The organism is Nocardia huaxiensis, assembly GCF_013744875.1.
Classification (GTDB): domain Bacteria; phylum Actinomycetota; class Actinomycetes; order Mycobacteriales; family Mycobacteriaceae; genus Nocardia; species Nocardia huaxiensis.
The window spans coordinates 4,292,256-4,311,538 of sequence record NZ_CP059399.1; the positions used below are offsets into that span (position 1 = coordinate 4,292,256).

General features: G+C 68.2%; 20 protein-coding genes. 11 read left to right on the forward strand and 9 right to left on the reverse strand.

The genetic code is table 11. The features are described from left to right. Nucleotides 1–3: 3 nt before the first annotated feature. Complete coding sequence (locus H0264_RS19340; protein ID WP_220139794.1) at nucleotides 4–996, reverse strand: 1-aminocyclopropane-1-carboxylate deaminase/D-cysteine desulfhydrase; 993 nt, start codon at nucleotides 994–996, stop codon at nucleotides 4–6. A gap of 67 nt (nucleotides 997–1,063) precedes the next feature. Between H0264_RS19340 and H0264_RS19345 the strand changes: the two genes are divergently transcribed. The 3 genes from H0264_RS19345 to H0264_RS19355 all read left to right on the forward strand — a co-directional run bounded on the left by H0264_RS19345 (nucleotide 1,064) and on the right by H0264_RS19355 (nucleotide 4,248). Next, nucleotides 1,064–1,912 carry a Gmad2 immunoglobulin-like domain-containing protein gene (locus H0264_RS19345; protein ID WP_244975877.1) on the forward strand — a complete coding sequence of 283 codons (849 nt, stop codon included), beginning with the start codon at nucleotides 1,064–1,066 and terminating at the stop codon, nucleotides 1,910–1,912. Between the two features lie 112 nt (nucleotides 1,913–2,024). Further along, entirely contained in the window at nucleotides 2,025–2,888 is an 864-nt protein-coding gene (locus H0264_RS19350; RefSeq protein ID WP_181578840.1) for an SDR family oxidoreductase, read from the forward strand. A gap of 22 nt (nucleotides 2,889–2,910) precedes the next feature. Further along, on the forward strand, nucleotides 2,911–4,248 hold the full coding sequence (locus H0264_RS19355) for a phytoene desaturase family protein (protein WP_181578841.1): 1,338 nt from the start codon (nucleotides 2,911–2,913) through the stop codon (nucleotides 4,246–4,248). Here H0264_RS19355 and H0264_RS19360 read toward each other — a convergent pair. Next, on the reverse strand, nucleotides 4,219–4,866 hold the full coding sequence (locus H0264_RS19360; protein ID WP_181578842.1) for a TetR/AcrR family transcriptional regulator: 648 nt from the start codon (nucleotides 4,864–4,866) through the stop codon (nucleotides 4,219–4,221). The two genes, H0264_RS19355 and H0264_RS19360, sit on opposite strands and share 30 nt — an antisense overlap. A gap of 94 nt (nucleotides 4,867–4,960) precedes the next feature. On the opposite strand from H0264_RS19360, the gene H0264_RS19365 reads away from it, so the two are divergent. After that, the gene (locus H0264_RS19365) at nucleotides 4,961–6,424 is read left to right on the forward strand and encodes a cytochrome P450 (RefSeq protein WP_181578843.1); all 1,464 of its coding nucleotides are present in this window, start codon (nucleotides 4,961–4,963) and stop codon (nucleotides 6,422–6,424) included. Here the strand turns inward: H0264_RS19365 and H0264_RS19370 are convergent, their stop codons facing one another. Beyond that, nucleotides 6,425–7,432 (reverse strand): TY-Chap domain-containing protein, encoded by a 1,008-nt coding sequence (locus tag H0264_RS19370; protein WP_181578844.1) that lies wholly within the window; start codon nucleotides 7,430–7,432, stop codon nucleotides 6,425–6,427. Nucleotides 7,433–7,555: 123 nt separating this feature from the next. Here H0264_RS19370 and H0264_RS19375 point away from each other — a divergent pair, with 123 nt between their 5' ends. Beyond that, nucleotides 7,556–8,347, forward strand: a complete 792-nt coding sequence (locus H0264_RS19375) for a phosphatidylethanolamine N-methyltransferase family domain-containing protein (RefSeq protein WP_181578845.1) — start codon at nucleotides 7,556–7,558, stop codon at nucleotides 8,345–8,347. A gap of 17 nt (nucleotides 8,348–8,364) precedes the next feature. On the opposite strand, the gene H0264_RS19380 is transcribed toward H0264_RS19375, so the two are convergent. The 3 genes from H0264_RS19380 to H0264_RS19390 all read right to left on the reverse strand — a co-directional run bounded on the left by H0264_RS19380 (nucleotide 8,365) and on the right by H0264_RS19390 (nucleotide 11,416). Continuing rightward, nucleotides 8,365–9,636: a sensor domain-containing diguanylate cyclase gene (locus H0264_RS19380; protein WP_181578846.1), complete on the reverse strand. Its 1,272-nt coding sequence runs from the start codon at nucleotides 9,634–9,636 to the stop codon at nucleotides 8,365–8,367. 31 nt (nucleotides 9,637–9,667) lie between these two features. After that, entirely contained in the window at nucleotides 9,668–10,477 is an 810-nt protein-coding gene (locus tag H0264_RS19385; RefSeq protein ID WP_181578847.1) for an SAM-dependent methyltransferase, read from the reverse strand. 162 nt (nucleotides 10,478–10,639) lie between these two features. Next, complete coding sequence (locus H0264_RS19390) at nucleotides 10,640–11,416, reverse strand: M50 family metallopeptidase (RefSeq protein ID WP_231086221.1); 777 nt, start codon at nucleotides 11,414–11,416, stop codon at nucleotides 10,640–10,642. A 142-nt stretch (nucleotides 11,417–11,558) separates the two neighbouring features. Here H0264_RS19390 and H0264_RS19395 point away from each other — a divergent pair, with 142 nt between their 5' ends. Then, on the forward strand, nucleotides 11,559–12,161 hold the full coding sequence (locus H0264_RS19395) for an Rv1733c family protein (protein WP_181578848.1): 603 nt from the start codon (nucleotides 11,559–11,561) through the stop codon (nucleotides 12,159–12,161). Between the two features lie 118 nt (nucleotides 12,162–12,279). Here H0264_RS19395 and H0264_RS19400 read toward each other — a convergent pair whose 3' ends face one another. The 3 genes from H0264_RS19400 to H0264_RS19410 all read right to left on the reverse strand — a co-directional run bounded on the left by H0264_RS19400 (nucleotide 12,280) and on the right by H0264_RS19410 (nucleotide 13,957). Further along, the gene (locus H0264_RS19400; RefSeq protein ID WP_181578849.1) at nucleotides 12,280–13,194 is read right to left on the reverse strand and encodes a 2-hydroxyacid dehydrogenase; all 915 of its coding nucleotides are present in this window, start codon (nucleotides 13,192–13,194) and stop codon (nucleotides 12,280–12,282) included. 66 nt (nucleotides 13,195–13,260) lie between these two features. Beyond that, complete coding sequence (locus tag H0264_RS19405; protein WP_181578850.1) at nucleotides 13,261–13,416, reverse strand: DUF6131 family protein; 156 nt, start codon at nucleotides 13,414–13,416, stop codon at nucleotides 13,261–13,263. Nucleotides 13,417–13,480: 64 nt separating this feature from the next. Next, on the reverse strand, nucleotides 13,481–13,957 hold the full coding sequence (locus tag H0264_RS19410) for a hypothetical protein (RefSeq protein ID WP_181578851.1): 477 nt from the start codon (nucleotides 13,955–13,957) through the stop codon (nucleotides 13,481–13,483). A 136-nt stretch (nucleotides 13,958–14,093) separates the two neighbouring features. On the opposite strand from H0264_RS19410, the gene H0264_RS19415 reads away from it, so the two are divergent. The 5 genes from H0264_RS19415 to H0264_RS19435 all read left to right on the forward strand — a co-directional run bounded on the left by H0264_RS19415 (nucleotide 14,094) and on the right by H0264_RS19435 (nucleotide 19,271). Continuing rightward, nucleotides 14,094–14,285, forward strand: coding sequence for a hypothetical protein (locus tag H0264_RS19415; RefSeq protein ID WP_181578852.1), 192 nt, complete (start codon nucleotides 14,094–14,096; stop codon nucleotides 14,283–14,285). Between the two features lie 167 nt (nucleotides 14,286–14,452). Beyond that, a complete protein-coding gene (gene ligD, locus H0264_RS19420) occupies nucleotides 14,453–15,430 on the forward strand; it encodes a non-homologous end-joining DNA ligase (RefSeq protein ID WP_244975878.1) in 978 nt (325 codons plus the stop codon). A 181-nt stretch (nucleotides 15,431–15,611) separates the two neighbouring features. Next, nucleotides 15,612–16,031, forward strand: coding sequence for a pyridoxamine 5'-phosphate oxidase family protein (locus H0264_RS19425; RefSeq protein ID WP_181578853.1), 420 nt, complete (start codon nucleotides 15,612–15,614; stop codon nucleotides 16,029–16,031). A 182-nt stretch (nucleotides 16,032–16,213) separates the two neighbouring features. Further along, a complete protein-coding gene (locus H0264_RS19430; RefSeq protein WP_181578854.1) occupies nucleotides 16,214–17,626 on the forward strand; it encodes an amino acid permease in 1,413 nt (470 codons plus the stop codon). A gap of 268 nt (nucleotides 17,627–17,894) precedes the next feature. Next, a complete protein-coding gene (locus H0264_RS19435; protein ID WP_181578855.1) occupies nucleotides 17,895–19,271 on the forward strand; it encodes a hydroxysqualene dehydroxylase in 1,377 nt (458 codons plus the stop codon). Nucleotides 19,272–19,283: the final 12 nt, after the last annotated feature.

Sequence of the window (19,283 nt, forward strand, 5' to 3'; positions counted from 1 at the left end):
GCGTCAGCGCGGGCCATTGGTGTTCAGGAACACCACCGGATCGTCGCCGAAGCGGCCATGGGCGTTCATATCCAGCAGCGCGGCCATGGCCTTGGCGGTGTACACCGGCTCCAGGGCCATGTGCTCCAGATCCGACGAAAGGCGCTGTGCGGTAACGGCTTCCGGAGTCTCGTGACCGTACCCCGGCCCCAGCCAGTCGGTTGCCATCTCCAGATTGTCCAGCGGGGACAGCTGAAGTCGCGCACCCCGCTCCCGCAGCACCCGCGCCGCCCGCTGCGCGAGCCCGTCGATGGCCGAATGATCCAGGCGCAGAGTGTCATTGACGACGACGCCGATCACCCGCGTGCGCAGTCCGGCCAGCCGCAGCCCCAGTGACAGTCCCGCCACCGTCCCACCGGATCCGACCGGCGTGACGACATATCCGGGCTCGGGCAGTTCCCCCGCCCGCACCTGCGCCGCCAATTCCAGTGCGGCCTCGACATATCCGAGCGCGCCGACCGGTGAGGACCCGCCCGCGGGCAGCAGATACGGCGGCCGGAACCCGGTGAAATGCCGCGCCAGAATCCACGGCGCGCGCAGGATCGTCCGCCCCTTGGTCCGGGTGAAGATCAGTTCGGCGCCGGAGGCCCGCAATCGCTCCAACTGTGCCCGCACATGCTCGTCCATCGGCTGATCGACCAGCGCCAGCACGGTTTTCACCCCGTGCTCGCGCCCGTACAGCGCGGTGGCCAGCCCCCAGTTGGTGCCCAGTCCGCCCACCGTCACAATGGTCGCGCGCCCGCGCCGCAGTGCGTCCGGCAGCAACCATTCGAGTTTGCGGACCTTGTTGCCGCCCCAGCCGCCGTCCCCGAAGACGCTGTCGTCCTTGACCCAGATGTCCGCGCCCCGCGTATCGAGATGGGTCAGCCGCCGCACCGGGGTCGGGCCGGTGCCCAGTCGCAGATGCGGGAGCGAGTCCGCGAGTTCGGGATGGAGCTGATGCAGATGCGGCGTCACAGCCACGAGAGTATCCACTGTCCAGTTCGTAACGAGCGCGGGAGCCGGAACAGGCGCATTCTGGAACATGAGCAACAATTCCGACGCGCCCGGCCGCCGCACCGGGCCGGTGATCACGCTGGTATTGGCCGCGGTCGCGGTGCTGCTGGCGGTGGCGTCACTGGCCATCGCCCTGACCCGCGATCGGGACGACGGCCGCCCGCACGCCACGGTCACCCTCACTCAGGCCGTGCCCGCCACGACCGGGCCGGGCATGTCCGCCCCCACCACCCGGGACCCCTCCGCCACTTCCGGCCCCACCACCGTGCCGAATCGCTTCACCTATCAACCGCTCTGGCCGTTCGCGAACGAATCCGAGGCCGCCGCCTGGCAGCGGGCCTACCGCGAGGGCGGCCATCAGCCCTGGCATCTCGACCCTGCCGCGGTCGCCGCCGACTTCACCCGGAACTACCTGGGTTTCGCGACCATCGACAAGATCGTGCTCGTCACCACCGAGGACGAAGAAGCCTGGGTCACAGTCGGTTACGACAATCCCAATGGTGTCCCGGCGCCGGCAGCCATGCTGCATCTGGTACGCCTGGGCAGCGGTGACGACGCGCCCTGGGAGGTCGTCGGCAGCGAGGATCGCACCCTGACCATCACCACGCCTCGCTATGGCGCACAGGTCGGTTCGCCGTTCACCGTGGGCGGGCGGATCACCGGGGTCGACGAGAGCCTCGACATCCGCCTGCTGCAACTTCCGAATACCCAACCCGTCGGCGAGGTCGGGCAGATTCCCGCGGGCGGCACCGACAGCCCGTGGACGGCGACGGTCCCGTTCGCCGCGTCCTGCCCCGGTACGCTCACCCTCGTGGTGGCGACCGGCGGACATGTGGCCGAGGTCGAGAAGTTCGCCATCACGGCCGTGCGGTGCTGACTCGCTCGAGTTTATTGTGCCCCTTGGTTATTCGTCCTGACGGTCGCCCGGCCGGAGTACGGTTGGAGGGAGCGGCGGCCGCGGTGACCGCCGTGCCCCACGAGGAGATTTCATGCCTGGTGTGACCGATCGAGTCGTCATCGTCACCGGAGCGGGCGGAGGGCTGGGCCGCGAGTACGCGCGGCTGCTCGCCAGAGAAGGCGCCCTGGTTGTCGTCAATGATCTCGGCAGTGCCCGCGACGGCACCGGATTCGGAACGGCCATGGCGGACAAGGTCGTCGGGGAGATCCGCGCCGAGGGCGGCGCCGCCGTCGCCAATTACGACAGCGTCGCCACCGGGGACGGCGCGCGTTCCCTCATCGACACCGCCGTCCGCGAATTCGGCGCGGTACACGGCATTGTCAACAATGCGGGAATCCTGCGCGACGGTAGTTTCGCCAAAATGGACGAGGAGAATTGGGACGCCGTTCTTCGGGTGCATCTGTCCGGCGCCTACCACGTCACCTCTGCCGCCTGGTCGCATTTCCGGGAGCAGGGGTTCGGCCGGATCGTCATGGCCACTTCCACCTCCGGCCTGTTCGGCAATTTCGGTCAGGCCAATTACGGTGCGGCCAAACTCGGTTTGGTCGGGCTCATGAACACCCTCGCCATCGAGGGCCGAAAATACGACATCACCGTGAATGCGGTGGCTCCCATGGCCGCGACCCGCATGACCGCCGATATCGCACCCGCAGATCTGTTGCAGAAACTGCCGCCCGCCCATGTCGCCCCGGTGGTCGGCTATCTGGTGAGTGACGAGTGCGACGACACCGGCCTGGTGCTCATCGTCGGCGGCGGCTCGGTGCAGCGCGTGCAGCTGTTCGCCAATAAGCCGGTGCTGTTCCCGGAGGTGCCGACAGTCGACGAGGTGCGGGAGAATTGGAGCCGCATCACCGATATGTCCGACGCTCAGCCCGGCGTCAACCCTGCCGGCTGAGCCCCTTTCGAGGAGCCTCGCCATGAGCGAGAACCAATGGGACGCACTGGTTGTCGGCGCTGGGGCGGGCGGGCTGTGCACCGCCGCCCGATTGTCGCACCACGGCTACCGCACCCTGGTGGCCGAACGTCTGGACCGGGTCGGGGGACGCGCCTCCACCGACGATATGGACGGTTTCACACTCAATCGGGGCGCGGTCGTCATCGAACTCGGCGGGATCACCGAGCAGACTTTCGCGGAGGTGGGAGCGAAATTCGAAGTGCGGCCGGTGAATCCGGCCGTTCTGTATCGAATCGGCGGGCGCGATGTGGACGTCAGCACGGGCGGCTGGGGCCTGCTGTTGTCGCAGCTGACCCGGCACGGCGCCCGGCTCGTTCACAATCTCGGCACCGCCACGGAGGGCGCGGAAGCGCCGGATCGGGAAATGTCCACCGCCGAATGGGTGCGCCGATTCACCGAAAATGAAGCGGTACAGGGAATATTCCGCAGTATGTGCGGGATGATCTTCGCCGTGGGCTCCGAGGAACTGCCGGCGCGGGTGTTCCTCACCTATTTCACCCGGCGAAACGCGTTCCAGCGATTCGGATTCTGTCCCGAGGGCACCATCGGACTCTGGCGGGCCTTGGCGGAAGTGGTGGAACGCAATGGGGGAGCGGTCTGGCTGGACAGCGAGGTGACCGGTCTCGACGTCCAGGATGGTCGCGTCGCCGGCGCTCGGATCTCGCGCGGCGGTGAAACAGTCGACGTCACCTGCGATGTCGTGGTCAGCGATATCGGGCCGTCGGCGACGCTCGACCTGATCGGGGCCGAACATCTGCCCGCGGACTATGTCGGCAGGGTGCTACAGGGCGATCTGCCCTGCGCCACCATCTCGGTGAATTTCGCGAGCCGTCAGCCGCTGCTCACCGCGCCCGGTGTATTGAGCTTCGCGCGCACCCGAAGGCTCTGCTACGTAGTCAATTTCACCGCCACCTGCCCGAAGATGGCGCCGCCGGGCTGGCATCTGTACGTGGGCACCGGGGTGCCGAAACCCTCGGTCGGCGACTTCGACGCCGATGCCGAGACCGCCCTCGTCCTCCAGGATCTGCGCGAGGAGATACCCGGATTCGACTCCGCGCGAGTACTTTCCATCGCCGTCGCCCGCGACGAGTGGCCGCCGCAACGCACCGTCTCCGGCTACGATCTGCCCCGCGACACCCCGATCCCGAATCTCTGGAATGTCGGCGACGCGGTGAACGAGTACGCCGACGTCGGCACCACTGCCTGCGCCGAAACCGCGAAAACGGTGGTGGAGCAGATCATTTCGAGCGGGGTGCTGCGTGCCGTCCGATCAGCCGAGTTTCCCGGCCATGTCCGGTAGCCGGTCCACCATGGCCACCACGTAGTCGGCGACGATCTCGATCAGCACCGGCCGCTCCACCTTGAGGCCGCCGTCGAGCCACACCAGAATCAGTTCGGCCGCACCGCCATTGATCAATTGCGCCAGGGCGATGAGCGCCTTGTCGTCGCCCGCGGGCAGATCCAGCCACAGCCGGGCCTGCTCCATGATCAACTGCGCGGTGTCGCGCATCCCGGCGAAGCGCTGCCGTATGAGCGCGGGACTGCCGTACGTCTGCGCGAAGGCGATATTGGCGCGGCGCGGATCGTCGGTGACCGCCACGATCAGCGCCGCCACGCCCGCGCGAATCTTGTCGGCCGGGTCACCGGGGGTATCCAGCATGGTGGTGCGGGTCTGCTCCAGCACCTCCCGCTGCACCTCGGACAGCAGCGTGGCCGCGAGCGCGTCCAGATCGGGGAAGGATTCGTAGAAGAACCGCGGCCCCACTCGGGCCTGCTCGCACACCCCGCGCACGGTCAGCGCCGAAAGACCCTGCGTGCCGACGATATCCAGCGCCGCGTCCAGCAGCCTGCGCCGCCGCTGTTCCCGGCGTTCGTCGGTGGTGGTTCCGCGATAGGTACCGCTGAAGGCGCGCGTCACCCAGCCAGCTTGGCACAGAAGTCCGGAAACAACCATTTACGGAAACATCGGTTTCCGATACCGTGGAAGACGGTATCCGGAGGGAGAACCAGTGATGAATCTCCTTGTTCCCAGCGAGCTTCCGATCGCCGGAACGTTGCGCGCCCACCACGCGCGCGCACTGCTCAACCTGCGCATTCGAGCTGCCGCCGCGCGGCTGTCGCAGCGGTATCCCTCGTCGGCCCGGCCACTGGCCGAACCACCGCCCGGCAGCGGGCTGAAACCGATCATGGGCGATTACGGTCTGCCCGGCATCGGCCATCTGTTCAGCTCGCTCGGCGATTCGCTCGACTTCTCCCTGGAGCGGTTCGAGCGCTACGGCCCGGTCAGCTGGTTCGGCATCTTCGGGCGGCCCGTCGTCGGCATCGGCAGCCCCGAGGCGGCGGAGGTGGTGCTGCTCGACCGCAAGCACGTGTTCTCCGCGCAACTCGGCTACGAATACCTCATCGGTCCGTTCTTCCACGGCGGAATCCTGTTGCGCGACTTCGACGAACACCTGCATCACCGGCGCATCCTGCAGCAGGTGTTCGGGCGGCCCAGCCTGGTCGGCTACCTCGATCTCACCACGCCGCACCTCGAGTCCGGGATGGCGCAGTGGCGGCCGGGCCGGGATTTCCGGCTCTACGACCACGTGCGGCAACTGCTGCTGGAACAGGCCACGACCGTATTCGCCGGCGCCCGACTCGGACCCGAGGGCACCCGCCTGTCGCACGCGTTCGAAGCGGCGGTGCGCGGCGGGCAGGCCATGATTCGCGCCGATGTGCCCGGCGGCATCTGGCGGAAGGGCTTGCGTGGAAGGCGGCTGCTCGAGAACTACTTCTACCGTGAACTGCCCGCCAAACGCGCGGGCGACGGCGCGGATCTGTTCAGCGTGCTGTGCCGGGCCGCCGCGCGAGAGGACGACTTCACCGACGCGGACATCGTCTCGCACATGATCTTCGTCATGATGGCGGCGCACGACACCAGCACCATCGCCATCTCCATGCTGGCCTACGAGCTGGCCCGGCATACCGAATGGCAGGAGCGGCTGCGGGCGGAATCGCTTGCGCTGCCGGAGGATTGCCTGACCTACGACGATCTGGACCGGCTGCCCGGACTGGACCTGGCCTTCCGGGAGACACTGCGCATGCACGCGCCGGTCGGGCAGGAGGTCCGGGAAGCCATCGCCGACACCGAGATTCTCGGCTATCACGTGCCGCGCGGCACGCTGGTCATGATCGGCACCGGGCCGCTCATGCGCCATGACGAATACTGGTCGGAGCCGGATGTTTTCGATCCGGAACGGTTCACTGCCGCACGGCAGGAGGACAAGTCGCACCGGTACGCGTGGTCGCCGTTCGGCGGCGGCGCGCACAAGTGCATCGGCATGTATTTCGGCGGCATGACCGTGAAGTCGGTGCTGCACCGCATGCTGCGGCACTACCGCTGGACGGTGCCGCCCGGTTACCGGGTGCCGCTGACCTTCGGCACCGGACCGCTGCCGGCCGACGGGCTGCCCATCCGATTGCTGCCGCTCTGATCACCTGACATCGCGCGGAACGCCGAGTTCGACGTCCAGGTAACGCAATTCGGGGTCGCGGCGGCGGCCGTTGCGGAAGGCGCGGAAGACCAGATCCTGAGGGTGCCTGACCGCGAACACCTCTCGGAAGGTCGCCACCGTACGCCGTGGCGCGCCTTGCAGATCCGGATTGTATCCGGCGCGCGCCACCGGGCCCTCCCAGATGAGCGCCGCCCCGCCGGGCGCGCTGTGCGGGGCGAACGACCATCCGAGATCGCCCATGCGCCGGTCGAATTCGGCCGGGCCGAGGCCGGCCACATCCCATCCGCTGGCCTCGTTGTAGAGCCGCCGCCCGTGCAGGAATTGCACGAAGCACGGGTCCGGGCCCGGATGCGGGGTGCTGAGATTGATCACCCCGTCCCACGGCAGGGTGGTGAGCGCCCACGCCAGCCGGGATTCGAAATCCGCCCAGTCGTCGCATTCGGTGGGTGCGTAGCGCTCACTGGGCCGCTCCGCCGCCAGCCCGAAGGTTCCGCTGCCCGGCGCGTCCAGGCTCCAGGTGGTGAAGCGCAGCCGTTCCGGCCTGGCCCCCAAGCCTTTTCGCAGCACCTCCACCACCGAGGCCGCGACCTGTCGTCGGTAGTCGACGGGCGATCCGCGCCGCCAGCCGGTGTTCCACGCGCGCGCCAGTTCCGGCCGCCGCCGCACCCGCTGCACCGCCTGCCAGTGCGGATCCGGCGCTTCCAGATCGGATTCCAGCGGCAGCGGGCACGGCTCCCAGAATCCGTCCGGCTGCGCCTGCAGCACCGACAGCAGATGTTCGGCGTCCGCGGCGTCGTCGGGCACCGCGATCACCACTTCGACATCGTTCCCCTGTTGCGCGAAATGCACCTTCCGGCCGGTACTTTCGTCGCGGACCTGAATGAACCGGGGGTTCCAGCCCAGCCCCGACTCCTCGTCCGCGTCCTCATCCTCCTCGAGGAAGAACGGCATGCAATTGAGCAGTACATCCCAACCCTCGACACCCATAAGCCCTCCCTCCGGGTCGTCGTCAACCTACCCGCCGGTCACCACCGTCGCGGGTCATTGGGTACCCGCGGACCCGCGCGCCGTGGTAGAACGTGTTCTAGTTTTTTCAGTGAAGGACCACGTATGAACTGGTACACCGGCAACACCACCTACGACACCGTCTTGACGATCGCCTTCGGCTTCGCCGCCTTCGTGCTGATAGGCGGCTTGTTCGGCCAAAGCCCGTACGGCCGGTTCGCCACCGCCAAACTGGGCCTCAACCTCAACCCGAAGCTCGGCTGGTGGCTGATGGAAATCCCGGCCACCGTGGTGTTCGCCATCGCCTACCTGTCCGGCCCCAACCGCTTCGAACCCACATCCCTGGTCCTGGCGGCCATCTGGATTCTCCACTATGGCAACCGCGGCTGGTTCTTCCCCCTCAACATTCGCCAAGTCCCCGGCAAAACAAGCAGTTTCAACATCTCCGTCCTGGCCATGGGCATGTTCGTCACCGCACTGCACGGCTACCTCAACGGCGCCCTCTTCAGCCACGACTACCTCGGCCAGTACGGTACCGACTGGCTCACCGACCCGCGCTTCCTGCTCGGCCTGGCCGTCTACCTCTGCGGCTTCACCCTCCTGGTGACCTCCGAACGCATAGTCCGCAACCTCCGCGACAAGCACAATCCCGGCGCCACCGAATACAAGATCCCCCACGGCCTCGGCTTCAACTACGTCACCAGCCCCACCTACCTGGGCGAGTTGATCGCCTGGGCCGGCTTCGCCCTGCTGACCTGGGCACTGCCCGGCGTGGTCATCTTCCTCATCACCTTCGGCAACCTCGTCCCCCGGGCCTTCGCCACCCACCGTTGGTACCGCGAGAAGTTCACCGACTACCCCGCCAACCGAAAAGCCCTGGTGCCCTACGTGATCTGAGCACGAGAGCCGCTGCGTCAGCGGCGGTGGCGGGTGGCCTTGTTGCGGTACATCGCGGTGTCCACCACGTGCATGAGTTCGTCGATGGCGGTGGAGCGGGTGTCCACCAGTGCGGTGCCGATGCTGGCGCCCACGGGGAGCGAGAGTCCTGCTACTTCGAAGGGAGCGGAGAGGGATTCCAGCAGGGTGTCCGATAGGGCAGCCAATTCCTCCTCGCTGGAACAGTTTTCGAGGAGGATGATGAACTCGTCGCCGCCCAGGCGAGCGGCGGTGCCGGTCGGGGGGAGGGCGGCGCGGAGGCGGTGGGCCACGTCTCGCAGGACCTGGTCGCCCGCGGTGTGGCCACGCTGGTCGTTGATTTCCTTGAATCCGTCCAGGTCCAGGTAGCAGACACCCACCTGGCCGGTGGCCGCGGTGAGGCGGTTGAAGAACAGCAGGCGGTTGGGCAGGCCCGTCAGGGAGTCGTGGTGGGCGTCGTGCCAGAGGCGGTCGGCCAGCTGTTTGCGTTCGGTGACGTCCACGGTGACGCCCACCAGGAAGCGGGGGTGGCCGGTGGTGTCTCGCACCACCGTCATGGACAGGTCCACGACGGTGGTGCTCTGGTCGGGGCGAGTGTGCAGGGTCTCCATGCGGAAGCGGTCGATCTCGCCCGATAGCAGGCGTTGGAAATGGTCGAACGCCGCGCCCATATTGGCGGGGCCGAGAATGTCGGCGACGGTGCGGCCGGGCATGGAATCGGCTGGGACGCCGAGTGCTTCGGCCATGGCATTGTTCACGTCCACCACCCGGCCGGTGGTGATGTCGACGGTGCCGATGCCCACCGACGCGCCTTCGAAGATGGCACGGAAGCGGGCCTCGGACAGCTGCCGGCGGGCCTCCGCGTCGCGGGCCGCGGTGATGGCGGCCGAGATGGTCGCTTCCTGTTCGGCGAGCGCCGTCGTGCGCAGGCCCGCGGTGAAGGTCGCGGCGAACTCGGCTGCCACCTCGATGGCGCGGTCGCGGACGGGCCCGTAGTCGGGGCACCCGGGATCGGCGCAGACGGCCTCCACCAGATCCCGGCACAACACCAGCACGGAGCGGTGCACGGCCAGCGGGTCGCGGTAGTTCGCGGCCAGCAGCGCCCTGGCGGCGCCGCGGGCGGCCGCCGGGTCGCCGGTGCCGCGAACGGCCGCAATGAGATCGGCGCTGACGGGCGTCAGCAGCCGCTCGACCTCGGCGCGGGTGAGGGTGGGCGCGACGGAACCGTCGAGCATGGCTGCCCAGCGCCGCGCCAGCTCCGCTGCACCCACCTCTACCCCCTCCTCGGAATGCCCTGCCGGATCAGCCCTTCCGGGCGACGCCCGCCAAACCCAGTGAACGGCCTTGCGTTTCGTAGGTGTCGTCGCCGGTCTCCGGACGCCACGACGGCAACTCGACCACACCCGGCTCCACCAGATCCCAGCCGTCGAAGAAGGCGGTGATCGCGTCCTGGGCGCGGAAGTGAATACCGATCTTGCTTTCATTGGCGGCGTTCGCGCCGAGCTTCGCCGCATCCTCCGGACGCGTGGAGGAGGTCAGATGCGACAGCGCGAGCCAGCTGCCCGACGGCACCGCCGCGTGCAGGGCCGACACGACCTCGCCGGGCCGGTCCTCGTCACCGAGCAGATGCAGCACCGCGAACATCAGCACGCCGACCGGTTGCTCGAAATCGATGAGCCCGGTCTCGCGCACCCGCTCCAGCAGATCGGCGGGCTTGCGCAGATCGGCCTCCACCGCGGTGGCCCGGTCGTTGCCGGCCAGGATGGCCCGCGCGTGCGCGACCGCCACCGGATCGATATCCACGTAGAGCACCCGGATCGACGGATCGATCTCCTGCGCCACCTCGTGCACATTCCCCGCGGTCGGAATGCCCGATCCCACATCGAGGAACTGCCGCACGCCCGCGTCCGCCAGGAACCGCACCGCCCGCCGCAGGAACGCCCGATTGCTCAACGCCACCCGCGGCAGGTCAGGGACCAGGGACTTCCCCATTTCCGCTGCCCGCCGGTCGATCTCGAAATTGTGCGAGCCGCCCAGCAGCGCGTCGTACATGCGCGCCGGGCTCGCCTGGGTCATATCCACGCCCTCGGGTGCCCACGCCGGTCTGTCCATCCCAAACCCCTCAACTTCTCATTGATCGAACACCGCACTGATCGAACAGCGCACTTCTCGGCCCCGGATGTCCGCGTGTTCCCGATCACCCGGACGGTGCAGTGCGAATGTTAGCGGGGGTTCGCCAGAAGGGTTGCAGCGACTCACATCTCGGGTTCGCACTCACGGTGTGGACGGCGCGCACGTGCTGTGCGTCAGCGGCGGCACGCACACCCCCGTCACATCCGCCAGCAGCAGCCGCGCCCCGAACACCAGCGCGCACAGTGCGATCGCCCCGAACAACAGCACCCACAGCAATCCCGGAATCCGCGTGAGCCGAGCCAGCTGATCGGCATCCGAATTCGGTTCGTGCGCCCGATTGCGCTGCAACTCCAGCACCGGCCGCACCGCCGCCAGCAACAGGAACCACGCCGCCAGATACGCCAGCGCCGACTGCGCGGTATCGGTGCCGAACCACGACACCGCGAAGATCACGCCCCCGATCACGAACACCGACAGCAACCCGTACAGATTGCGCACCTTCAGCAGCAGCGCCGCCAGCAGCAGAATCGTCAACCACAGCATGAGCGTGATCCGATGCGCCCCCAGCAGCGCCGCATACCCCAGCCCCAGCAGCGCCGGCGCCGGATAACCCGCCGCCATGGTCAGAATCATGCCCAGCCCATACGGTTTCCCACTCGACACCGTGAGACCGGAAGTGTCCGAATGCAATCGGATGCTGTTGAGACGCCGCCCCGTCAGCAGCGCCGTGAACGCATGCCCGCCCTCGTGCGCGACCGTCACCGCATTGCGCAGAATCCGCCACGTCGGCCGGAACACCACCAGTAGCAGCGCGAGCACACCCGTCCCCACCACCAGCTCCCACGGCGGCGGCGTCTGCGTGGTGGTCAGCCTCTCCATGATGGTGCTGCCGCGGTCGACGATCTCAGCGGTATTCACCGCCGCACCATAGCGCGCGAACCGGCGGCAGGGTCGGCACGATTCGATAAGCGCTGGACATACCGCTTTTCGATACGCAACGGAGTGGGTACTGCTACCGATGTAATCTGTGCCAGCGGCGCCGTGGAGAGAGGCGGTCCAGGTGTCGACGAGTTCTTCCCTGCTGATGCGCCTGTGGCGGGTGCGTCCGTGGAATCCCAATCCGTTGATGCGTGTCTCGGATCGATGCGAGGTGCTGGTGCGGGCACTGGCGGTGACGGCGGTGGCCGTCGCGGTGCCGGTGTCGGGGGCGCTGGGCACCGTCAGTTACACGGGGGCGGCGGCGCGCATCGCCGCCGAGGACACCGGGAAGGCGCGGGTCGTCGCGACCGTATCGGCGGAGACCGAGAAATTGCTGGAGGCCGGGCGGTACGGGGTCGACCAGGACCGGTATCAGGCTGCGGTGCAATGGAATCACGACGGGCACAGCGGCACCGCCACCATCGATGTCACCGGGCCGCAGCAGGTGGGCGCCGAGGTGGCGCTGTGGATCGGGCACGACGGTCAGCCCACCACCGCCCCCGCCCGGCCGGGGGCCGCGGCCTCCGAGGGCATCGGCACCGGACTGGCGGTGCTGGTCGAAACCTGGTGTGCCGCCGCGGCCACGGTGTGGCTGACCGGAGCGGTCCTCGACGCCCGCCGCAATGCGCGCTGGGATCGCGAATGGCGGCTGATGAACCGGCCGATCGGCAAGGACACGCTCTGATTTGAACCCCAGGGGCTCCGCCCCCGGACCCCCGAAGGGGACCGGCAGCGGCTTCGGCCACGGACCGTCGGAGTGCTTGGCAGGGTCCCTGCACTCGGACCCGGAGCTGTTGGGGCGCTCAGTATTCGCCGTGCACGATATTGCGTGGCTGCTCGTCGCCCAGATACCGCTCGATTTCGGAGATGGCCACGGTCCAGGCGCGTTCCAGGCTGCCGCGACTGCTGCCGCCGACATGCGGGGTGAGCAGCAGGCCGGGGGCATCCCAGAGCGGATGATCGGCAGGCAGCGGTTCGGGATCGGTGACATCGAGGATCGCGCGCAGCCGGCCCCTGGTGAGTTCGGCCAGCAGATCATCGGTGCGCACGATCGGCCCGCGCGCGGCATTCACCAGGATCGCGCCGTCGGCCATGCGCGAGAGGAACTCCGCATCGACCAGGCCGACCGTCTGTGAGGTCACCGGCACCATGAGGATCACCGCATCGAAATCGCCCAGCAGCGTGGGCAGTTCGCCGATGCCGCGGATATCCCCGCGCGCATGCGTGCCGACCACGACCACCTCGGTGTCGAACGGCTCGAGCATGCGCCGCGTCTGCGCCGCCAGATCACCCGCGCCGACGATCAGAATCCGCTTGCCCTGCAATGTATCCGTCTGATGCTGCGTCCAGCGGTGCTCCCGCTGCGCCACCGCGAAACCGGTGAACTCGCGATACACGCTCAGCAATCCGGTCACCGCCCACTCGGCGGTGCTGGCCCCGTGCGCACCCCGCGCGATGGACAGCAGCACCCCTTCGGGCACCCTGCCCACCCAGTGCTCGGCCCCCGCGGTGAGCAACTGGATGTACCGCAATTTCGGCAGCGCCCAGGTCATTTCGACCGCGTGCGGTCCCACCAGGAACCCCGGCACGAGAATCTCGGCCTCGTCCGCCCCGGCGGGCAACGGCTCACCCAGGGTGAACCGCAGCGCCCGCGCCCCCTCGACACGCGAGACCGCCGCGACACCGTACTCATCCGGAACAAGCACCGTCACCGTCATACGGGCGACGCTATCGGACGCGGTGCCGGGCGGTCACGCTGCCTGGGAGGGCGTCGGCGGTAACCGTCAGTAGTAGTGCCGTCGGCCGCCGATCGGGCGCCCGGCGTAGCCGAGCAGCAGGAAGATCAGGCCGATGACGAGCACGATGATGCCGAGGGTGGTGAGCAGCGGGATGCCGAGCAGCCAGCCGACGACGAGCAGGATCAAACCGAGAACGATCATGACTAATTCCTTGTAGAGCGGTTTTCAGTAGTGCTGGTAGGGGACGGGGCTGAGGGAAACAGGGCTATTTGGCGACCTTTTCGGCCTGCGGGCCCGAGGGCTTGTGCAGGAATCGGTTGAACGACCAGGTGGGCTTCTGTGCAGCCGCCTTGGGGGCCTCCGCCTTGGGTGGATCCGCCTTCTTCGACGTCGCCGCTGGTGCGGCGTGTTTGGGCGGCGCTGTGGCGGCCGGGGCGGGTTTGGCGAGTTCCTTTCTCGCCGCGGCCATCTCACGCCGCGACTGCTTCAGCTCGCGGCGGGCGACGACGCCCCGCCGCGAGGTGGTCCACGCTCCCGCGAGCAGCATGATGAGCCCGCAGGTGCCGATGGCCCCGACCAGGATTCCGTAGGCGAACAACGTGCCCGACGACCCGTGATAGGTGTGGTCGAACACGGTGAAGCCGTTGGTCAATGCGTTGCTGTCCCCGGTGTTGGCCTGAACTCCGGCCACCCCCACGGCCACAGCCACGAGAAGAGCGATGAGCCCGATGATGGTGAACATAGGGTGGCGATTCCCGGAGTTCGAACCGCCAAACCCGCAGGACGGCGGGTCGCGACCGGCTCACGGCGAGTCTGGTGCGGGTGATGCTGCCGGGTCGCCGGTGTTTGGGAGGCCGGCCGCGGTGTATTGCGGCGGTATGTCGACCTACACGTTCGAATTGCCCAATTTCTCCAGTGAATCCGATATCGCCGAGCGCGCGCTGCGCGGTATGGATTCGGTCAGCGGCGTCTCCGTGGACAAGGGTTCGGAGACCATCACCGTGACATCGGAACTCACCCACGGCGAAATGCTCGACGTCATTCGTCAGCAGGGCGTCTCCGCCAAGTAGCGCGGAGGCGGTACCCGGCCCCGCGGTATCCCACCGGGGTTCCGTCGGGGCGCGGGCAATAACGACTCCGTTGCCTGCGGCGAGCCTCCTGCCCATGCTGGCAATCGATCGGCAAACTCCGGGGCGTGTCCCCATTGCCCGATTGTCGGCACGGGTAGCGGCCCGCCGTGGCCGCCGCCCGCCGCCCCGTTCCGGCGCCCATGCTGGCGGTCGCCGGAGCGCCGCCGGACGGGCCGGGCTGGGCGGTGGAGATGAAATGGGACGGGGTGCGCGTCATCGCTGTGCGCGAGGGCGGCGAGTGTGCGCTCTACGGCCGCAGCGGCAAGCCTGCGGGGCCCTCCTATCCGGAGCTGGTGCAGGCGCTGAAGGTATTGCCGGGCAAGGGATCTCTGATTCTCGACGGTGAGATCGTGGCGCTCGACGAGCACAGCGCGCCCTCCTTCGGGCTGTTGCAGCGCCGCATGCATGTGGCCCGTCCCGGCGCGGGGTTGATCGCCGAGGTGCCGGTGCGCATGTTCGCCTTCGATCTGCTCGTACAGGACGATCGCGACATCATGGCCGAGCCGTATCTCGAAAGGCGGCGGCGGCTGGCCGAGCTCGCCTTCGAATCCCCGATCTCGGCCCCGCCGCACTGGATCGGGGTGGAAGCTGAAAAGTTGCTGAAGGTCGCGGCGGATCATCACCTGGAAGGCATCGTTTCCAAACGAACCGATTCGCTGTACCTGCCCGGCCGCCGCTCCCCGGCCTGGATCAAAACGCCCCTGCGCGCCAATACCGAAGCCGTCGTCGCGGGCTGGACCCCCGGCGCCGGCGGCTTCGGAGCCACCTTCGGCTCCCTGGTCCTCGGCGCACACGACGAGACCGGCGGCTTCGTCTTCATCGGCCTGGCGGGCACCGGCTTCACCCAGGCCGCACGCCGTGCCATCCGCGCCGCCCTCGACGAAATCGAAACCTCGGCAAGCCCTTTCGCCGACCCGCCGGTCGAAGCCGCAGCGGCGGGCTGGCACTGGGTGCAGCCGATCCTGGTCGGAGAGATCGAGTATCGCGAATTCGCCGGTGCGCGCCTGCGCATGCCCAGCTGGAAAGGATTGCGTACAGACAAGATTCCTGCGGAAGTGCAAGTGCCGCCGACCCGTGGAGCCTGACGGAGCCATGCCCACCGGGGACACGCCCCGTAACGGGGGCCGGGGGCAGCGCCCCGATTCTGGGGGTCCGGGGGCGGAGCCCCTGGGAGTAGCAGAGCCCCTGGGAATAGCAGAGCCCCTGGGAGAAGCAGAGCTGCAACACAATTGGCTTATTCCGAACAGATCGACCACAATCGGAGGAATGGGCGGCGATGGGGCACGAAAGCTGCGCGCGCTTTCTGCTGTCGATTCACTGAAGCGACTCGCGAGCGCCCACTATGGCCGAATCGTGTACTCGCGCCGCGGACTTCCCATCATCCGGCCGGTCAATCACATTGTCGACGACGACACCGTGGTGGTGCGCGCCCACCTCGGCGCCGGTCTGCTGCGCGGCGACGGACAGGTCGTCGCCTACGAGGCCGACAGCTTCGACGAGCACACCCGGCGCGGCTGGAGCGTCATCGTCACCGGCGTCGCGCGCGTGGTCACCGACCTCGAACAGGTGCGCCGCTACGACTCCCTGCTGGACCCCTGGATCACCCTCGCCACCGACCACGTCATCCGCATCGAAACCGATGTCGTCACCGGGCTGGAACTGGTCGACGACGGCACCGATCGCTAGCCCGCCGGTTGCCGTGTGACGCAACAGGTGCGGCTGCCACTGTGACCGCCGCTACGTCTCCGGTAGCGTGACACGCCGTTGGCTCGAGCTCGGCAACCCGCCGGCAAGCTCGGCGCGGCTCGCGCACCTCCGCCCACGACGGCCGGACGCGTGAGCCACACGCACGTGAGAGGAACACTTGCATGACAGCCTCTGAAAGGCAGGCACCGGCGACGCCGGGCGCGGCACCCGTGGACGAGGGCTACTCCCGGGGACTGTCGCCGCGCACCATCCAGATGATCGCCATCGGCGGCGCCATCGGCACCGGGCTGTTCTACGGCGCGGGCGGCGCCATCGAACAGGCGGGCCCGGCGCTCATCCTGGCCTATCTCGCGGCCGGTCTGGCCATCTTCGTCATCATGCGGGCGCTGGGTGAACTGCTCACCTATCGCCCGGTGACCGGCAGCTTCGCTGAATACGCCAATGAGTTCCTGGGCCGCTTCGCAGGCTTCGCGACCGGCTGGACGTACTGGGCGGTGTGGGTGAGCACCTGCATGGCCGAGATCACCGTGGCCGGCAAGTACGTGCAGTACTGGTTCGACATCCCGCAGTGGGTGACCGCGCTCGTGGTGCTGGGCATCATGTTCGTGGCCAACCTGGTGTCGGTGAAGCTCTTCGGCGAGGGCGAGTTCTGGTTCTCGGCCATCAAGGTGGTCGCGATCCTGGCCATGATCGTCATCGGCCTGGGCGTGCTCATCTTCCACTTCGGGCACGCCACCAACCCGACCGTCACCAACCTGTGGGCCGACGGCGGCGTCTTCCCCAACGGCTTCGGGCAGGCGCTCATGGCGCTGCAGATCGTGGTGTTCGCCTACGTCGGCGTGGAGCTGGTCGGCGTCACCGCGGGCGAGGCCCGCGACCCCAAGAACACCCTGCGCAAGGCGATCAACACCCTGCCCTTCCGCATCGGCCTGTTCTACGTGGGCGCGCTCATCGTCATCATGTCGGTGTCGAGCTGGCGGAACTTCCACGCCGGGCGCAGCCCCTTCGTGGAGGTGTTCGAGCAGATCGGCATTCCGGGCGCGGCGGCCATCATCAACTTCGTGCTGCTGACGGCGGCGCTGTCCTCCTGCAACTCCGGCATCTACTCCACCGGCCGCATGCTGCGCAGCCTCGCCCAGCGCGACGAGGCGCCCGCCGCCCTGGGTTCCATGAGCAGCCGGCACGTCCCCGCCACCGGCATCGCGGTGTCCGCGGCCGTCATGGTGATCGGCGTGGCGGTCAACTACTTCTCCCCGGAGAAGGCGTTCAACTACGTCACCTCGGTCTCCACCATGGGCATCATCTTCGTGTGGGGCGTGATCCTGGTGTGCCACATGCTCTACCGCGCCCGCGTCAAGGCCGGGCAGCTCCCCGCCAGCGACTACCGCCTCCCCGGCGCGCCGGTGACCAGCGTCCTGGCCCTGGCCTTCCTGGCCCTGGTCGTCGTGCTGCTGTTCTTCACCGAGGGCGGCCGCACAGCCCTCGTGGTCGGCCTGGTCTGGGGCGTCCTGGTCTGCGCGGGCTACCCGCTGCTGGCCCGCAAACATGCCACGGCGGCCGAAAAGGTCTCGTAGAAACGGCAGTTCGCACACCCACGCGGTGGTGGTCGCCTGTCTGGCGGCCGCCACCGCGTTTTGCATTCGGCGACCCAGACCTGAGGTGCGGATTGCGATTTCGCGAGGCGGCCCCGGCGCTGCTGCCTCATCGGTGGGCAGCGGGCTGTGCGTGCTGCTTCCCTCCGTGGCAGGACCGCGCGAATCCTGCTCGGTTTCAGTGGAATCGGGGACGCGGGGGATCGGGCGCGATACCTTGCCAGATGTAGGTCACGGCTGGGAGCGCGCTATGAGAGACCCGCGACGGTATGTGGTGATCGGTGGTGGGCTTGCGGGCCTGGCGTCGGCGGTGTGGCTGGCCGAGGCAGGGAAGCAGGTGACGCTGCTGGAGCGGCGGGGGCGGCTCGGCGGGCGCACGCACGCGCTGGAAGTGCCTCCGCTGCATGATCTTCCGGACAACGGGCAGCACGTGATCGCCAGCGGGTACGACCACCTGTTCCGGTATCTGACCAGCGTGGGCACCCGGCAGTATGTGGCCTTCCCGCATCGCGGGGTGCTGCGGTGGCCGGGCGGGCGCACAACGATCATGGGCACCAAGGGGTTCGGTGCGCTGCGTGCCCTGGTGGGTGCGCATCCGGAGGCGAGCGCCGCCGACCGGGTGCGGGCCGCCGTCGCCACCGTGCGCATGGGGTGGGAGTGTTTGAACCAGCCCGCCGATCTGCCCGAGCTCACCACCGAGCAGTGGTTCCAGCGGCTCGGCATGCCCGCGAAAGCGCGTGAGGCGCTGTGGGATTGGCTGGCGCTCGGTATCGCCGCCGAACCGGTGCGCCAGGAGTCGGCCAAGGTGTTCGCCGATGTGATGGCGACCGGAATTCGCCTGGGCGTCAAGCATTTGCGGCCGGTCACCATCGGCTATCCCACCACCGATCTCGACACCCTGTTCGTCAGCGGTGCGCAGAAAGTGTTCGACCGCTGCGGGGTTCGGGTGGAACACCGGGCGGTGGCGCGGCGCATCCTCATCACCGATGGCGCCGTTACCGGTGTGCTGTTGGCCGACGGTGCTGTGGTGCCCGCCGACGCGGTGGTGTGCGCGGTGCCGAACTCGAATATCGGCGGCCTGCTCGACGAACTGCCCGAGCATGACGAGATTTATTCGGCCGCGGACAAATTGGGTTACACGCCGATCGTCAGCACCAACCTGTACCTGGACCGTCCGCTCGGCACCGAGGGCGCCATGGAGGCCCTCATCGGCGGCGCCGGCGTCATCGACGAGGTCTTCGATCGGCAGCGCATGCACGGTCGCCGCACCGAGAACGGCTGGCTCTACTGCCTCACCACCAGCGGCGCCTACGACCAGATCCACAAGCCCGGCCACGAGGTCGTCGATGAGCAGATGGCCCTGCTGCGCCGCTACTATCCGGCCGCGCGCGACGCGAAAGTGGTGCACGCCCAGGTGGTTCCGATGCCGCGCGCCACCTTCTCCCAGGTGGTCGGCACCGACGGTCTGCGCCCCGGACAGCGCACCTCGATACCCACCCTGGTGCTGGCGGGCGACTGGACCCGCACCGATTGGTCGGCCACCATGGAGAGCGCCGCCCAGAGCGCGGCGCGCGCCGTCGACCTGCTGCTAGCTTTGCCCGCCCGGCCGGCCGCCGCGATCTCGTGACCCGCCCGGCCC

Excerpts from the sequence above, each read along its gene's own strand:
- H0264_RS19405 (WP_181578850.1), bottom strand. The coding sequence starts at position 13,416 with ATGATCGTTCTCGGTTTGATCCTGCTCGTCGTCGGCTGGCTGCTCGGC.
- H0264_RS19355 (WP_181578841.1), top strand. The coding sequence starts at position 2,911 with ATGAGCGAGAACCAATGGGACGCACTGGTTGTCGGCGCTGGGGCGGGC.
- H0264_RS19425 (WP_181578853.1), top strand. The coding sequence starts at position 15,612 with ATGGGCGGCGATGGGGCACGAAAGCTGCGCGCGCTTTCTGCTGTCGAT.
- H0264_RS19400 (WP_181578849.1), bottom strand. The coding sequence starts at position 13,194 with ATGACGGTGACGGTGCTTGTTCCGGATGAGTACGGTGTCGCGGCGGTC.
- H0264_RS19415 (WP_181578852.1), top strand. The coding sequence starts at position 14,094 with ATGTCGACCTACACGTTCGAATTGCCCAATTTCTCCAGTGAATCCGAT.
- H0264_RS19385 (WP_181578847.1), bottom strand. The coding sequence starts at position 10,477 with ATGGACAGACCGGCGTGGGCACCCGAGGGCGTGGATATGACCCAGGCG.
- H0264_RS19365 (WP_181578843.1), top strand. The coding sequence starts at position 4,961 with ATGAATCTCCTTGTTCCCAGCGAGCTTCCGATCGCCGGAACGTTGCGC.
- H0264_RS19430 (WP_181578854.1), top strand. The coding sequence starts at position 16,214 with ATGACAGCCTCTGAAAGGCAGGCACCGGCGACGCCGGGCGCGGCACCC.
- H0264_RS19370 (WP_181578844.1), bottom strand. The coding sequence starts at position 7,432 with ATGGGTGTCGAGGGTTGGGATGTACTGCTCAATTGCATGCCGTTCTTC.
- H0264_RS19350 (WP_181578840.1), top strand. The coding sequence starts at position 2,025 with ATGCCTGGTGTGACCGATCGAGTCGTCATCGTCACCGGAGCGGGCGGA.
- H0264_RS19345 (WP_244975877.1), top strand. The coding sequence starts at position 1,064 with ATGAGCAACAATTCCGACGCGCCCGGCCGCCGCACCGGGCCGGTGATC.
- H0264_RS19410 (WP_181578851.1), bottom strand. The coding sequence starts at position 13,957 with ATGTTCACCATCATCGGGCTCATCGCTCTTCTCGTGGCTGTGGCCGTG.
- H0264_RS19435 (WP_181578855.1), top strand. The coding sequence starts at position 17,895 with ATGAGAGACCCGCGACGGTATGTGGTGATCGGTGGTGGGCTTGCGGGC.
- H0264_RS19375 (WP_181578845.1), top strand. The coding sequence starts at position 7,556 with ATGAACTGGTACACCGGCAACACCACCTACGACACCGTCTTGACGATC.